Annotated in this window: 10 protein-coding genes; 1 reads left to right on the top strand and 9 read right to left on the bottom strand. The window is 71.7% G+C overall.

The window, feature by feature from the left end; all coding sequences use genetic code 11:
• Nucleotides 1–29: 29 nt before the first annotated feature.
• On the bottom strand, nt 30–1367 hold the full coding sequence (locus AC0NZQ_RS15135) for a TraR/DksA family transcriptional regulator (RefSeq protein ID WP_474530736.1): 1338 nt from the start codon (nt 1365–1367) through the stop codon (nt 30–32).
• 400 nt (nt 1368–1767) lie between these two features.
• On the opposite strand from AC0NZQ_RS15135, the gene ileS reads away from it, so the two are divergent.
• Nucleotides 1768–4914: an isoleucine--tRNA ligase gene (gene ileS, locus AC0NZQ_RS15130; protein WP_474530735.1), complete on the top strand. Its 3147-nt coding sequence runs from the start codon at nt 1768–1770 to the stop codon at nt 4912–4914.
• A 72-nt stretch (nt 4915–4986) separates the two neighbouring features.
• Here the strand turns inward: ileS and AC0NZQ_RS15125 are convergent, their stop codons facing one another.
• The 8 genes from AC0NZQ_RS15125 to murC form a co-directional block, all read right to left on the bottom strand.
• Entirely contained in the window at nt 4987–7713 is a 2727-nt protein-coding gene (locus AC0NZQ_RS15125; protein ID WP_474530734.1) for a hypothetical protein, read from the bottom strand.
• Nucleotides 7714–7874: 161 nt separating this feature from the next.
• Nucleotides 7875–8810 carry a DivIVA domain-containing protein gene (locus AC0NZQ_RS15120; RefSeq protein WP_474530733.1) on the bottom strand — a complete coding sequence of 312 codons (936 nt, stop codon included), beginning with the start codon at nt 8808–8810 and terminating at the stop codon, nt 7875–7877.
• A 162-nt stretch (nt 8811–8972) separates the two neighbouring features.
• The gene (locus tag AC0NZQ_RS15115) at nt 8973–9263 is read right to left on the bottom strand and encodes a YggT family protein (protein ID WP_474530732.1); all 291 of its coding nucleotides are present in this window, start codon (nt 9261–9263) and stop codon (nt 8973–8975) included.
• Nucleotides 9264–9350: 87 nt separating this feature from the next.
• On the bottom strand, nt 9351–9863 hold the full coding sequence (locus AC0NZQ_RS15110) for a cell division protein SepF (protein WP_474530731.1): 513 nt from the start codon (nt 9861–9863) through the stop codon (nt 9351–9353).
• Nucleotides 9864–9910: 47 nt separating this feature from the next.
• Nucleotides 9911–10624: a YggS family pyridoxal phosphate-dependent enzyme gene (locus AC0NZQ_RS15105; protein WP_474530730.1), complete on the bottom strand. Its 714-nt coding sequence runs from the start codon at nt 10622–10624 to the stop codon at nt 9911–9913.
• Nucleotides 10625–10645: 21 nt separating this feature from the next.
• Nucleotides 10646–11821, bottom strand: a complete 1176-nt coding sequence (ftsZ, locus tag AC0NZQ_RS15100) for a cell division protein FtsZ (RefSeq protein WP_474530729.1) — start codon at nt 11819–11821, stop codon at nt 10646–10648.
• A gap of 260 nt (nt 11822–12081) precedes the next feature.
• Complete coding sequence (locus AC0NZQ_RS15095) at nt 12082–12822, bottom strand: cell division protein FtsQ/DivIB (RefSeq protein ID WP_474530728.1); 741 nt, start codon at nt 12820–12822, stop codon at nt 12082–12084.
• On the bottom strand, nt 12819–14354 hold the full coding sequence (gene murC, locus AC0NZQ_RS15090) for a UDP-N-acetylmuramate--L-alanine ligase (RefSeq protein ID WP_474530727.1): 1536 nt from the start codon (nt 14352–14354) through the stop codon (nt 12819–12821). Before murC ends, AC0NZQ_RS15095 begins: the two co-directional genes overlap by 4 nt.
• Between the last annotated feature and the right edge of the window lie 7 nt (nt 14355–14361).

Below are 14361 nucleotides of genomic sequence, written 5' to 3'. Positions count from 1 at the left end.
TCGGCACACCGGGACGGCGCAGCGGTAGGTCAGCGGCGCTCCTCGCGCTGCTTGCAGGCGACATCGAGGGTGGCGGCGGGGAATGCCTGCAGCCGCGCCTTCGGGATCGGCTTGCCGCAGCGCTCGCAGAACCCGTAGGTGCCGTTGTCGATCCGCTCGACGGCACGCTCCATCTGCGCCATCAGGTCGAAGCGGTTGGCCGCGATGGACTGCTCCTGCTCGCGTTCGAAGGTCTTGCTGCCGGCGTCGGCCTGGTCGTCGCCGGCGCCGTCGTTGCTCTGCCGCTGCAGGTCGTCGAGGTCGCGCATGGAGACGTCGTAGGCGCTGTGCATCTCGGCGAGTTCGCTGACCAGCTGCGCACGGACCTCGGCGAGCTCGGACTGGGTCCAGTCCGAGCCCTCGGGGACGGCGACGTCGTTGCTGGGTGCGGGGGCTGTCTGGGTCACGGGTGCTGCCTTCTGTACCGATGGGGCCGCGGGCGGTGCCGCGGCAGGTGCAGAGGTCTTCACCGAATCCGCATCGCCGATAACAGGGGCCGGAGTGATCTTCTTCGCCGCCTTCTCAGGCCGGCTGTCCGGGGTGGCCTTCTTCGCCGGGCTTGTCGTCTTCGCGACGGCAGCCTTCTTCGCCGGGGCCTTCGTAGCGGGGGTCGTCTTCGTGGCGGGGGTCGTCTTGGCCGGGGCCGTCTTCTTGGCGGGAGCCTTCTTGGCGGGAGCCTTCTTGGCCGGGGCCGCCTTCTTGGCCGGGGCCGCCTTCTTGGCCGGGGCCGCCTTCTTGGCCGGGGCCGCCTTCTTGGCGGGAGCCTTCTTGACCGGGGCCGCCTTCTTGGCGGGAGCCTTCTTGACCGGGGCCGCCTTCGTGGCCGGGGCCGCCTTCGTGGCGGGAGCCATCTTGACCGGGGTCGCCTTCTTGGCGGGGGCCGTCTTCGTGGCGGGAGCCTTCTTGACCGGGGCCGTCTTCGTGGCGGGAGCCTTCTTGACCGGGGTCGCCTTCGTGGCGGGAGCCATCTTGACCGGGGCCGTCTTCGTGGCGGGAGCCTTCTTGACCGGGGCCGTCTTCGTGGCGGGAGCCTTCTTGACCGGGGCCGTCTTCGTGGCGGGAGCCTTCTTGACCGGGGCCGCCTTCTTGGCGGGAGCCTTCTTGACCGGGGCCGCCTTCGTGGCCGGGGTCGCCTTCTTGACCGGGGCCGCCTTCGCGGACACAGCTACGGCGACGGCGGGGTCGGCGGCGGCGCGTCCACCGGCCTGCTTGGTGGTTTTCGCCGCAGGCGCCGCCGAGCTGGTGGCCGCCTTCTTGGCGGCACCCGCCGTGCGACCGCCGGGACTCACACGACGCAGGGCCCGACCGAGACGTCCGACTGCCGCCATCTGCATCTCCCTCGCGTCCGGCCGTTTCGTGACGGGTGTCCGAAGTGCGACCGCAAAGGCGGCCAGAATATGAGCAAGACCACGCCAATGTCACGATCCACGCCGGGCCTCGTGGCAACCGGCCATCCTCCGGCTTGTCGCCGCCGACTACAGTGGAGCCGCGCAGACGAGGACGAGTAGTCCCGGACCACCTGCCAGCAGCGACCCGGGGACGGTGTGAGCCCGGGAGGCGGGCCCGGGCACGAAATCACCTCCGAGCACCGGAAGAACGGACGCTTCGGCGGCTCAGTAGAACCGGACCCGTACGGCAAGAGCGGGCGTCCCGGCGGGACGTCAACGAGGGTGGTACCGCGGCGCAGGCGTCGTCCCTCGGGTTGTCACGACTCGAGGAGCCCCGCCCATGACCACCGCCCGCCCCGGCTACCGCGCGCTCGCCCCGCACGTCGACCTCGCCGCCCTGGACCGCGAGATCATTGCGGGCTGGAACGAGCAGCAGGTCTTCCGCCGCAGCCTGGAGGCGACCGCCGACGGCCCCGCCTGGACCTTCTACGAGGGTCCGCCCACCGCCAACGGCATGCCCGGCACCCACCACGTCGAGGCCCGCGTCTTCAAGGACGTCTTTCCCCGCTGGCGCACGATGAAGGGCTACCACGTCCCCCGCCAGGCCGGCTGGGACTGCCACGGCCTGCCCGTCGAGCTGGCCGTGGAGAAGGAGCTCGGCTTCACCGGCAAGCCCGACATCGAGCGCTACGGCATCGCCGAGTTCAACGCCAAGTGCCGCGAGAACGTCCAGCGCCACGTCGACGCCTTCCTCGCCATGAGCGAGCGGATGGGCTACTGGGCCGACTACGAGCACGCCTACTGGACGATGACCCCCGACTACGTCGAGTCGGTGTGGTGGGCGCTGAAGACGATCTACGACAAGGGCCTGCTCGTCGAGGACTACCGCGTCACCCCCTACTGCCCGCGCTGCGGCACGGGCCTCAGTGACCACGAGGTCGCGCAGGGCTACGAGGACGTCACCGACCCGTCGGTCTTCGTCCGTTTCCCGGTCGCCTCCGGCCCGCTCGCCGAGCGTCACCCCGGCGTCGCCCTGCTGGTCTGGACGACGACCCCCTGGACGCTGGTCTCCAACACCGCGAGCGCCGTCAACGCCGACGTCGACTACGTCGTGGCCCGGACGGCCGACGGTGAGGTGCTCGTCGTCGCCGAGGCGCTGCGCGTGAAGGTGCTCGGCGAGGAGAGCGAGATCCTGGAGACGCTTCCCGGCCGCGACCTCGTCGGCACGCCGTACACCCGTCCCTTCGACTTCGTCGAGTTCCCGGACGAGGGCCCGGTCCACACCGTCATGCACGCCGACTTCGTCACCACCGACGACGGCTCCGGTGTCGTCCACGAGGCACCTGCCTTCGGCGCCGAGGACTTCGCACTCTGCAAGGCCAACGGACTGCCCATCGTCAACCCGATCGGCGACGACGGCCACTTCGAGGCCGGACTCCCCCTCGTCGGCGGCGTCTTCTTCAAGGACGCCGACGAGATCCTCGTCCGCGATCTGGAGGCGCGCGGGCTGCTGTTCCGGCACGTCCCGTACACCCACTCGTACCCGCACTGCTGGCGCTGCCACACGCCGCTGATGTACTACGCGCTGCCGTCCTGGTACATCCGGACGACCGCCGCCAAGGACGAGCTGCTCGCGCAGAACGAGGCGACCAACTGGTTCCCGGCGACCATCAAGCACGGCCGCTACGGCGACTGGCTGAACAACAACATCGACTGGGCGCTGTCGCGCGATCGCTACTGGGGCACCCCGCTGCCGGTATGGCGCAACACCGAGTCCGGCACCGAGATCTGCATCGGCTCGCTGGCCGAGCTAGCCGAGCGCTCCGGTGTCACCCTGGACGACCCGCACCGTCCCTTCGTCGACGACGTCAGCTTCACCGTCGACGGGGAGCCCGGTGAGTACCGGCGCGTGCCGCAGGTGATCGACGCCTGGTTCGACTCCGGGTCCATGCCGTTCGCGCAGTTCGGCGCGCCCTACCGCAACGCCAAGGCGGCCGAGACCGCCTACCCGGCCGACTTCATCTGCGAGGCCATCGACCAGACCCGCGGCTGGTTCTACTCCCTCATGGCCGTCGGAACGCTCGTCTTCGGGCAGTCGTCCTACAAGAACGTGGTCTGCCTGGGGCACATCCTCGCCGAGGACGGCCGCAAGATGAGCAAGCACCTCGGCAACATCCTCGAACCCATCGGGCTGATGGAGCGCCACGGCGCCGACGCGCTGCGCTGGTTCATGCTCTGCAGCGGCTCGCCGTGGTCCTCGCGGCGGGTCGGGCACAAGGTGCTGGACGAGATCGCCTCCAAGGTCATCCGGACCTTCTGGTCGATCGCGTCGTTCCAGTCGCTGTACGCGCGGGCCAACGACTGGACGCCGGGTTCGGCCACCGGCGAGGCGACCGTCCTGGACCGGTGGGCGCTGTCGGAGGTGCACCGCGCCGCCGGCGAGGTGGACGACGCCCTCGAGCAGTTCGACACCGCGCGGGCGGGTCGGGCCCTGGCCGAGGTGATCGACGACCTCTCCAACTGGTACGTGCGACGCTCCCGGCGGCGGTTCTGGGACGGCGATGCCGCCGCCCTGAGCACGCTGCACGAGTGCCTGGACGTCCTGACCCGGCTGCTGGCGCCGTTCGTCCCGTTCGTCACCGAGCAGGTGTGGCAGTCGCTCTTCGCCGCCACCGGGGGGGTCGACTCGGTGCATCTGTCCTCGTGGCCGGCGGCGGACGCGACCGCGGTCGACCCCACCCTCTCGGAGCAGGTGGCGCTGGTGCGTCGACTCGTCGAGCTGGGGCGTTCGGCACGCGCGGACTCCAAGATGAAGACGCGGCAGCCGCTGGCGCAGGCGCTCATCTCGGCGCCCGGCTGGGCCGGGCTGCCCGAGGAGCTGCGCGAGCAGGTGCGCGACGAGCTGAACGTCGTCGAGCTGGCCAACCTCGGTGACGCGGGCGAGCTGGTCGAGCTGGCGGTGAAGCCTAACTTCCGCGAGCTCGGCAAGGTCTTCGGCAAGCGCACCCAGGCTGTCGCCAACGCGATCAACGCGGCCGCGGGGCAGGACGTCGAGGCCTTCGTGGGCCGGTTCCGGCAGGGCACCATGACGGTCGAGGTGGACGGCGAGACGCTGCCCATCGCCGGCGACATGATCACCGTCGCCGAGACGCCGCGCTCCGGCTGGGCGGTGGCGGCCGACGGTGCCGACGCCGTCGCTCTCGACCTCGAGCTGACCCATGAACTGCGGCTGGCAGGTCTGGCGCGCGAGGTGGTTCGCACGGTCCAGGACGCTCGCAAGAACGCCGGCCTCGAGGTCACCGACCGGATCGAGCTGTGGTGGCGGGTCGGCGGCTCGCCGGAGCCGGCGGAGGCCATCCGCGCTCACGCCGACCAGTTGGCCGGTGAGGTGCTGGCCACCAGCCTCACCGAGGGTGAGCCGTCAGGTGAGGCCTACACGGTCACCGACGAGGAGCACGGCCTGACGATCTGGCTGCGCCGCGCCTGACCCGCTTCCCCTGCGCTGTGGTCGAAATCCGGTCCGGATTTCGACCACACGACAGGGGAAGCGGGGGCGGGATCAGCGTTGGCAGAGCGAGCAGGGCAGGAAACCGTCGGCGACGGCCTCGGGCTCCTCGATCGCCGAGGCGTCCTGTCCCTTGATGATCAGGCAGTCGCGGGCGTGGTACCGCGGCCGGCCGTTGATCACCCAGACCTGCTTGGCGGCGAGACCCGTGACTGCGGGCTCCGGCTCGGGTTCCGGCTCGGGTTCTGGCTCCGGCGAAAGCTCGGGCTCCGGCTGGGGCTCGGGCTCAGGCGCAACCTCGGGCTCCGGCTCCGGCTGGGGCTCCGGCTGGGGCTCCGGCTCCGGCTGGGGCTCCGGCTCCGGCTCCGGCTCCGGCGCAACCTCGGGCTCGGGCTCCGGCTCCGGCGCAACCTCGGGCTCGGGCTCCGGCTCGGGCGCGACCTCGGGCTCCGGCGCGACCTCCGGCTCCGGCGCGACCTCCGGCTCCGGCGCGACCTCCGGCTCCGGCTCGGGCGGGGACGCCAACGTGTCACCGGGTCCGGCGACCGGGACGGCGCCCTGCTCGTCCTCGGGACGGCAGACCGCGCAGGGCGCGAAGCCGTCCTCGACGGCCTGATCGTGCGGGACCGGCTCGGGGTGCAGGCCTTCGAGCTCCGAGCATCCCGGACGGTGGTAGTCCGGGTACCCGTCGACCACGATGACCTCGCGGCCGCCGTCCGTCTCGGTCGGCTCCTCGGTTGGCTCCTCGGTCGGCTCCTCGGTTGGCCCCTCGACCGGCTCCTCGACCGGCTCCTCGACCGGCTCCGCCTCGACCACCGGCTCCGCCACTACCGGCTCCGCCACTACCGGCTCAGCAGGTGACGGGAGATCGGCCACGAGGGAGAGCCCGTGGTCCGGGGCGGTGTCCTCGCCGCCGTCGGGTCGGCAGAGCGCGCACGGGGCGAAGCCGTCCTCGACCGCCTGGTCGTAGGGCACCGGCACCTCGGCGAGACCGACGAGGACCGCGCAGCCGGCGAGGTGGTAGTCCGGGAAGCCGTCCACGACCAGGACCTCCCGCGACTCGGTCGCCGCGGGCGCAGGCTCCACCGGTGCCGGCGCCTCGTCGGCCGGCAGGTCCGGACGGCAGGTGGCGCAGGCGGCGAAGCCGTCCTCGACGGCCTGGTCGAAGGGAACCGCCTCGCTGGACAGGCCGGTCAGGACGGCGCAGCTCTCGCGGTGGTAGTCCGGGAAGCCGTCGACGACCCACACGTCGCGGGCACCCTCGCCAGTCGGCGCAGCCGGAGCCGGAGGCGCCTCGGCGGCGTCGGGACGGCAGGTGCCGCACAGGGTGAAGCCGTCCTCGACGGCCTGCTCGTGGGCGATGGGCTCGCCGTCCAGACCGGCGATCTCGCGGCACTCGGCGCGGTGATAGGACGGGAAGCCGTCCACCACCCAGACCCGGTCCCCGGCCCCCGGCTCGTCGGCGGCCGACTCGCCGTCAGCAGTGGCATCGGCCAGGATGACCGGCTCGGGGGCGATGGCCGGCACCCCGGCGAGGTCGGGCTGGCAGACGGCGCACGGCTCGAAGCCGTCCTCGACGGCCTGGTCGTGCGGGACAGGCTCAGCGTTCAGACCCTGCAGCTCCCGGCACTGCTCGCGGTGGTATTCCGGGTAGCCGTCGACCACCCAGACCGACCCGGCGTCCTCCGGCGTCACCGCGGCCGGAACATCCGGGACGGCCGGGGACGAGTCACCCGTGGTCTCGGGACGGCAGACCGTGCAGGGCTCGAAGCCGTCCTCGACGGCCTGCTCGCGCGGCACCGCCTCACCGGGACGTCCGGTGAGCTCGCTGCACTCCGCGAGGTGGTACTCCGGGGAGCCGTCCACCACCCACACCTCGTCGGTGGCCGCGGCCGCACCCGTCGCCGCGGGCGGCACCGAGGCAGCGGCGCCGTCACCGAAGACGCTGTCGGGATTGCAGACGACGCAGGGCTGGAAGCCGTCCTCGACGGCCTGCTCGTACGGGATCGCCTCGGCGTCCTGTCCCGAGGTCTCGCCGCACCCCTCCAGGTGGTACTCGGGATAGCCGTCGACGACCCAGACCTGTGCCGACGACGCCGTGGTGTTCGCCGCAGGCTGCTTGGCGAACGAGACCGTCACGTCCTCGGTGGGAGCCGCGCTCGGGACAGCGGCGGCGGCCGTCGGCGTGCAGACGGCGCACTCGACGAAGCCGTCCGCGACGGCCTGCGTCAGCGGGATGGCGATGGTCTCGGCGCCGGAGGTCGTCGTGCAGGTCCGGGCGTGGAACTCCGGTCGGCCGTCGACGACCCAGACGTCGCGGTCGTCGGCGGTCGAGGCAGCGCCGGGATCCGTGGCGGGCAGAGCGGCCGTGGTCGCGGCGGCGGCAGGCTCGCCGGCGCCGGCCACTGCCGGGGGTGGTGAGGTGACCGTCGTCGGCGGCGCACACCGCTCGCAGGCGGTGAAGCCGTCCTCGAGCGCCTGCGAGAGCGGGATGGCGATGGTCTCGGCGCCGGAGGTCGCCCGGCAGCCGGCACGGTGGTAGTCCGGGCGGCCGTCGACCACCTCGACATCGACGTCACCACCGCTGTCGACCGGCGGCGCGGCCGCGTCGGGAGCAGCCGTTGCGCCCCGCTTCTTGCGCATGTCCAGGTAGGACTTCACCAGCACGCCGGCCGCGAGGACGCTCGCGACCAGCGAGATGATCAGCCAGACCGCCTTGGCCGTGAGGACGCCGACGACGACGAACACCACAGCGACGGCGAGCAGGGCGATGAGCACCATCGAGAGTTACTCCAGATCGCTCGGTGCACACGGACACCCGGGACCGTACCCGAGAGCGGACGACCCCTCGCGGCAGCGCACCGGCGAGAGGACGCGGGGATGACGACGCCCGGCCGCCGAAGCGGCCGGGCGCGGTCGAAGGGTTGGGAGAACCCGGTGGGTCAGCCCTGCTGGGCGTCGGCCATGTCGCTGTTGCCGGCCGGTTCTGCCTTGCCGCTCGCGTCGAGGTCACGCAGCTGCGACTCGAGGTAGCTCTTGAGGCGGGTGCGGTACTCGCGCTCGAAGGTGCGCAGCTCCTCCAGCCGCCGCTCCAGGGCGGTACGGCGCTGCTCGAGCTGGTTGGTGATGGCGGTGGCACGCTGCTCGGCGTCCTGCACGGTCTGCTGGGCGCGAGCAGTGCTCTCCTCGTCCAGCTGCTTGGCGCGGGCCTCGGCCTCGGCGAGCTGACGGGTGGCGCGCTCGTTGGCGTCGCTCTCGGTCGACTGGGCCAGCGCCTGCGCCTCGGTGACGAGCCGCTCGGCCTCGGCCTTGGACTGCGCCAAGTGCTGGTCGGCCGTCTGCTGTGCAAGCGCGAGCATCTGGACGGCCTGCACGTGGTGGTCGGCCGACTGCGGCGACGCCTCGGCCGGCGCCTCCTTGCTCAGGTTGGCCGGCGCCGCGGCGGCCTGCTGGGCCTCGGCGAGCTGGGACTGCGCCTGCTCGAGCTGGCCGCGGTTCTCCGCGAGCTGCTGCTCCAGCTGCGCGATCTGCTGCTGCAGCTGCACGACCTGCTGCTGGGCGCCGTTCTTGCCCTGGTTGAGCGCCCGCTCCAGCTCGCCGATGCGGTTCTGCAGCCGCTGATTCTCCTCGCGGGCGCGGTTGGCCTCCTCGCGCGCGGCGTTGAGCTCGGCCGGGTCGGCGCCGCCGCCCTGCGGGCTGGGAGCCTGGGCACCGCCGCCGCCACGGGCGCGGAGGTCGTTGTTCTCCTCGATGAGGCGGGCGAGCTCGACCTCGACGATGTCGAGGAAGGCGTCGACCTCCTCCTCGTCGTACCCCCGCTTGCCGATCGGCGGCTTCTTGAACGCGACGTTGTGAACTTCGGCGGGAGTCAGCGGCATTCGGTCACCTCATGTGCTTGTCGCGAGCCGATCGCGAGCGCTGGTCGTGGTGCGGGCGGGGTGGAGCGGGATGGTCCTGGTGTTACGAGTGCGTACGGATGGTACGGGTGGTGCGGTTCCCCGACGATCTTAGGCGTCGCACATCCGGCAGCGACATGACCGTCAGACCGCGAACGTCAGCGCCACCAGCCGAAGCACGATCAGGGCGATGAGCAGGATGATGACGCTCAGGTCGAGGCTTACAGTACCCAGCTGCAACGGCGGCACCAATCGCCGCAGGGCACGGATGGGTGGATCGGTCGTGCTGTAGATCAGCTCGACCCCCACCGCCGCCGTCCCGGCCGGACGCCACCGGCGGGCGAACTGGCGCACCCACTCGACGCAGACCCGGGCCAGCACCAGCAGGATGTAGACCCAGAGGACGTAGCCGACGACGCCCCAGAGCAGCGCCATCGATCGGTCCCTTCGTCGGTGGGCGGTCATGGACGACGGCCCGGCACCGTCCATGGTGCCAGGCCGCCGGAAGTCTCTGCGCGAGCGTCAGCTCTGGTTGAAGAAGCCGCTCTCGATGCGCTCCTTGTCCTGCGCCGTCACACTCACGTTGTTCGGGCTGAGCAGGAAGACCTTGGCGGTGACGCGCTCGATCCGGCCGTGCAGGCCGAAGGTGAGGCCGGCGGCGAAGTCGACGAGCCGCTTGGCGTCGGCGTCGTCCATCTCGGAGAGGTTCATGATCACCGGCGTGTTCTTGCGGAAGTGCTCGCCGATGGTCCGCGCCTCGTTGTACGTGCGGGGGTGGAGCGCGGTGATCTGGTACGACGGCGGCGCGAAGTCGTCGGCATAGCCGACCTGCGCGTCGTCGGCGTAGTCACCGGCGTAGGCGGCCGGCGCCTCGCGGTGCGCCTGCGTCTCGCGCTGGGTGTAGCGCGGCTCGGCATAGTCCTCGCGTCGGGCCGGCGCGCGGTCGGCGGCCTGCCCGTAACCGTCGGCGTCGGCGTACTCGTCGTCCTCGACGAGGCCGAGGTAGACGCCCATGCGGTGCATAGCTCCGGGCATTGGTGGTCCTCCAGACGAACCCTGTGTGGTCACTGCGATATCGGACGCTAGCCGAATTCCGGCTCACGTCGGCCGAGCAACGCCGAGCCGACACGAACATGTGTCGCGCCCTGCTCGATAGCGGTCTCGAAGTCGTTGCTCATCCCGGCCGAGACGGCGTCGGCGCCGGGATGCTCGGCACGGACCCGGGCACCGAGCTCGGCGAGGCGGGCGTAGGCCTCGGCGGCGTCGCTGCCGATCGGCGGCACCGCCATCAGGCCCCGCAGCCGCAGCTCGGCGCGACCGGCGACCACGTCGACCAGCTCGGCGAGGTCCGCGACGGCGACGCCGCCGCGGTCGGGATCGTCGTCCAGGCTGACCTGGACGAAGACGTCCAGCGGCCCTTCCCGCCGGTCCGCGGCAGCGTCGGCCAGCGCCCGCGCGAGCTTGGGACGATCGACCGAATGCACGGCGTGCGCGTACTGCACCACGCTCTTGGCCTTGTTCGTCTGCAGCCGGCCCACCAGATGCCACCGCAGCTCGGGCAGTCCCAGCTCGGCGATCTTGGCGGTCGCCTCCTGGTCCTTGCTCTCGCCGACGTCGAGGACGCCGAGCCGCGCCAGCAGCGCGACGTCCGAGGCCGGACGCGTCTTGGTCACGGCCACCAAGGTCACCGACTGCGGATCACGTCCGGCCGCCTCGCAGGCGCGGGAGATACGTGCACGAACCGAACCCAGCGCGGAGACGATCTCGGCGTCGCGCTCGCCGCCGTGCGGGGTCACGGAACGGGTCTCTGCATCTGGCTACTTCAGGAAGTCCGGGACATCGAGGTCGTCGTCGAGGTCCAGGGCGTTGCTGCGACGCGAGCCGTGACCCGCACCGTTGACCGCGACCGGCTCCGGCTGCTCGACGCGCTGCGACGGCGGCTGATAGGAGGACGTCGCCTCCGGCGCTGCGGCCGGGGCGCTCGTGGCCGAGCTCCGCGTCTGCGCGCTGGGCTCGCGACGGATGTCCACCTTCTTGTAGGGCAGCTGGCCGGAGTCGAAGCCGGCGGCGATGACGGTCACCTTGACCTCGTCGCCGAGGGTGTCGTCGATGACGGCGCCGAAGATGATGTTGGCGTCCGGGTGCGCGGCCTCGGCCACGAGCGTCGCCGCCTCGTTGATCTCGAAGAGGCCGAGGTCCGAGCCACCGTAGATCGAGAGCAGGACGCCGTGCGCGCCTTCCATGCTCGCCTCGAGCAGCGGGCTGGCGATCGCGATCTCGGCGGCCTGCCGGGCGCGGTTGTCGCCGCGGGCGGCGCCGATGCCCATCAGCGCCGAGCCGGCACCGCTCATCACCGACTTGACGTCGGCGAAGTCGAGGTTGATCAGGCCGGGGGTGGTGATGAGGTCCGTGATGCCCTGGACACCGGAGAGCAGCACCTGGTCGGCAGCGCGGAAGGCGTCCATCACCGAGACGGTCTGCTCGCTGATCTGCAGCAGCCGGTCGTTGGGGATGACGATGAGGGTGTCGCACTCGTTGCGCAGCGCCTCGATGCCCTCCTCGGCCTGCGTGGCCCGCTTCTTGCCCTCGAAGCTGAACGGCCGGGTGACGACGCCGATGGTGAGCGCCCCGAGCTTGCGGGCGATGGCCGCGACGACCGGTGCGCCACCGGTCCCGGTGCCGCCACCCTCGCCGGCGGTCACGAAGACCATGTCGGCGCCCTTGAGCACCTCCTCCAGCTCGTCGCGGTGGTCCTCGGCGGCCTTGCGGCCGACCTCGGGCTGGGCGCCAGCGCCCAGGCCACGGGTGAGCTCCCGACCGACGTCGAGCTTGACGTCGGCGTCGCTCATCAGCAGTGCCTGCGCGTCGGTGTTGACGGCGATGAACTCGACGCCCTTGAGCCCGTGCTCGATCATCCGGTTGACGGCATTGACGCCGCCGCCGCCGACACCGACGACCTTGATGACCGCCAGGTAGTTGTGCGGTGCTGTCATGGCTACTCCTGCAATTGCGTGGTCGGTGCTCGGTCGCTGCGAGCGCTGGTACGAGCCTTGCCGGGCTGGGTCTCAACCCTCACCCTCAAGTACACGGTTATAGTTATGTCAACCTGGGGTGTGTGACCCGAAGTTAGAACGCGCGACCGGCGAACCGTCGCAGGCGCGCCGGGCGACACGCCGATTGCGTCCGAGCTTCGCGCGATCGGGGAGCGTTGATCACGCTGAGCGGGACCAGCACTCCCCGATCGCCGGGGACGTCAGCGGGTGTAGGGCCGGGTCGGGTCGGTGACGTCGATCTGGCTCGGCCGCGGGTGCTTGCGGGTGCGGAGCACGTCCACCACGTCGGCCTTCTCCCGGCTGCGCTGCGCGCTCCCCCACTGCACCAGGATGTCCGAGCCGCTGCCCTTGCCGCGGAGGACGACGGTGATGGAGTTCGGATCCATCGCCTCGATGGAGCGGGTGTCGGCGCGCAGGTCGGCAGGCAGCGAGGCGGCGACCACGGCGACAGCGCCGCCCGTGGTGTTCCGGTCGGTGCCGGACGGGACGACGAGCCTCGGCAGCTTGGGTGCGGTGTCCACGCCCATGTACTGCCGGCCGGTGCGGTCGACGAGCATCCGCCGACCGGCCAGCATCACGTACCCGACCGGGGTTCGCTCGGTGACGTCGATCCGCAGCGTGCCCGGGAACGAGGTGCTCACCTCGGCCGACTCGACCTGCGGCAACTGCTCCACCCGCTCGGTGATCGCGGCGGTGTCCACGCGGACGATCGGCTCGCCGTAGTCGACCCGGGCCGCCTGCTCGACGGTGGTGGTCCGCAACGTCCGCACGCCGTGCACCTCGACCGAACGGATGCCGAAGACGGGCGAGAAGGCGACCAGCCAGGTGGCGAAGACGGCGAAGACCACGACGAGTGCGACGACGAGCGCGATCCGCCGACGCCGCCGACCCGGCGGCGGCAGCAACGATCCGGCGAGCGGACGCGTCGCGGTCGCCGTCACGGCACGTCCTGGCCCGTCACGCCTTGGGCGCAGGCGGCCACGATGCCCTTACAGAGCAGGTAGACGTTGCCGATCCCCATCGTCACGACGAGGTCGCCGGGCCGGGCGAGGCCGGCGACGGTCTCGGGCACCGACTCGTAGTGCGGTTGGTAGACGACCTGGACCGGACGGCCGTCGGCCGCCGGTGAGGCGATGATGTCGCTGATGGTGGCACCGGTGACACCGGGGATCGGCTCCTCGCGGGCCGGGAAGATGTCCATGACCACGGCGACATCGGCCAGCGCCATCGCCTCGGCGAACTCGCGGGCGAAGGTCTGGGTGCGGCTGTAGGTGCCCGGCTGGAAGACCGCGACGAGACGCCCGGTGCCGGCCAGGGCCTGCCGTGCCGCGCTCAGCGACGCCGCGATCTCGGTCGGGTGGTGGGCGTAGTCGTCGTAGACCCGCACTCCCCCACCCTCGCCGTAGTACTCGAAGCGCCGCGCGACGCCGCCGAAGCCGGCCCACGCCCCGGCGGCGGTATCGAGGTCCAGACCCAGCTCGGCGGCGAGGACGAGCGCGGCCGTGGCATTGAGGGCCATGTGGGTGCCGATCAGCGAGCCGACCCGTACCCGGCGGTGGCCGATGCCCGCCCCGTCGACGGTGAACTCGACCGCGTCGGCACGGGTGACGATCTCGCTCACCGTGACGTCGGCCGTCCCGGAGGTGCCGTAACTGCGCACCCGACGTCCCTGCGCCCGGGCGTAGTCCCCCACCCGGACCGCGCCGGGGTCGTCGGCGCAGATCAGCAGCGCGCCGTCGGGATCGATCCGGTCCACGAACTGCTCGAAGGCCCGGAAGATGCCCTCGAGGTCGCCGTGGTTCTCCAGATGGTCGGCCTCGACGTTGGTGATGACGGCCGAGGCCGGCCGCGTCAGCAGGAACGACCCGTCGCTCTCGTCGGCCTCGACGACCGCGATGTCCCCCGAGCCGAGGTGAGCGTTCTTGCCGGTCTCGTAGAGGTTGCCGCCGATGGCGAAGGAGGGGTCCACCCCGCACGCCTGGGCGGCCACGACCAGCAGTGACGTCGTCGACGTCTTGCCGTGGGTGCCGGCGACGGCGACGGTCCGCTTGTCCTCCAGCGCCGCGGCGAGGGCGGCGGCCCGACGCAGGAAGAACTTCCGGCCGTCGGCCGCGGCCGCCTTGGCCGCGAGGTACTCCTCGTGCTTGGGGTTGATGGCAGTCGTGTAGACGAAGGTGTCGGCGTCGGTGACGTGCTGCGGCGAGTGGCCGATCGCGACCTCGGCGCCGAGTGCCCGCAGTCCCTTCACGGTCAGCGACTCCCGAGCCTCGCAGCCGCTGACCGCGACACCCCGGTCGAGCAGGATGCGGGCCAGCGCGCTCATCCCCGAACCGGCGATGCCCATGATGTGCACGCGGCCGAGCGAGGCCAGCGGCGGGATGACGTCGGTGGCCGCGCTGCGGACGAGGGCGGCACCGGGTGCCTCCCAGTTCTCGGGGCGGTCGCCGGCGTGGTCGGCCGTGGGTCGGGTCATCGGTGGC

The sequence above is a fragment of the Jatrophihabitans sp. sgz311053 genome, assembly GCF_056135305.1.
This window is presented reverse-complemented; position numbering and strand designations above follow the sequence as displayed.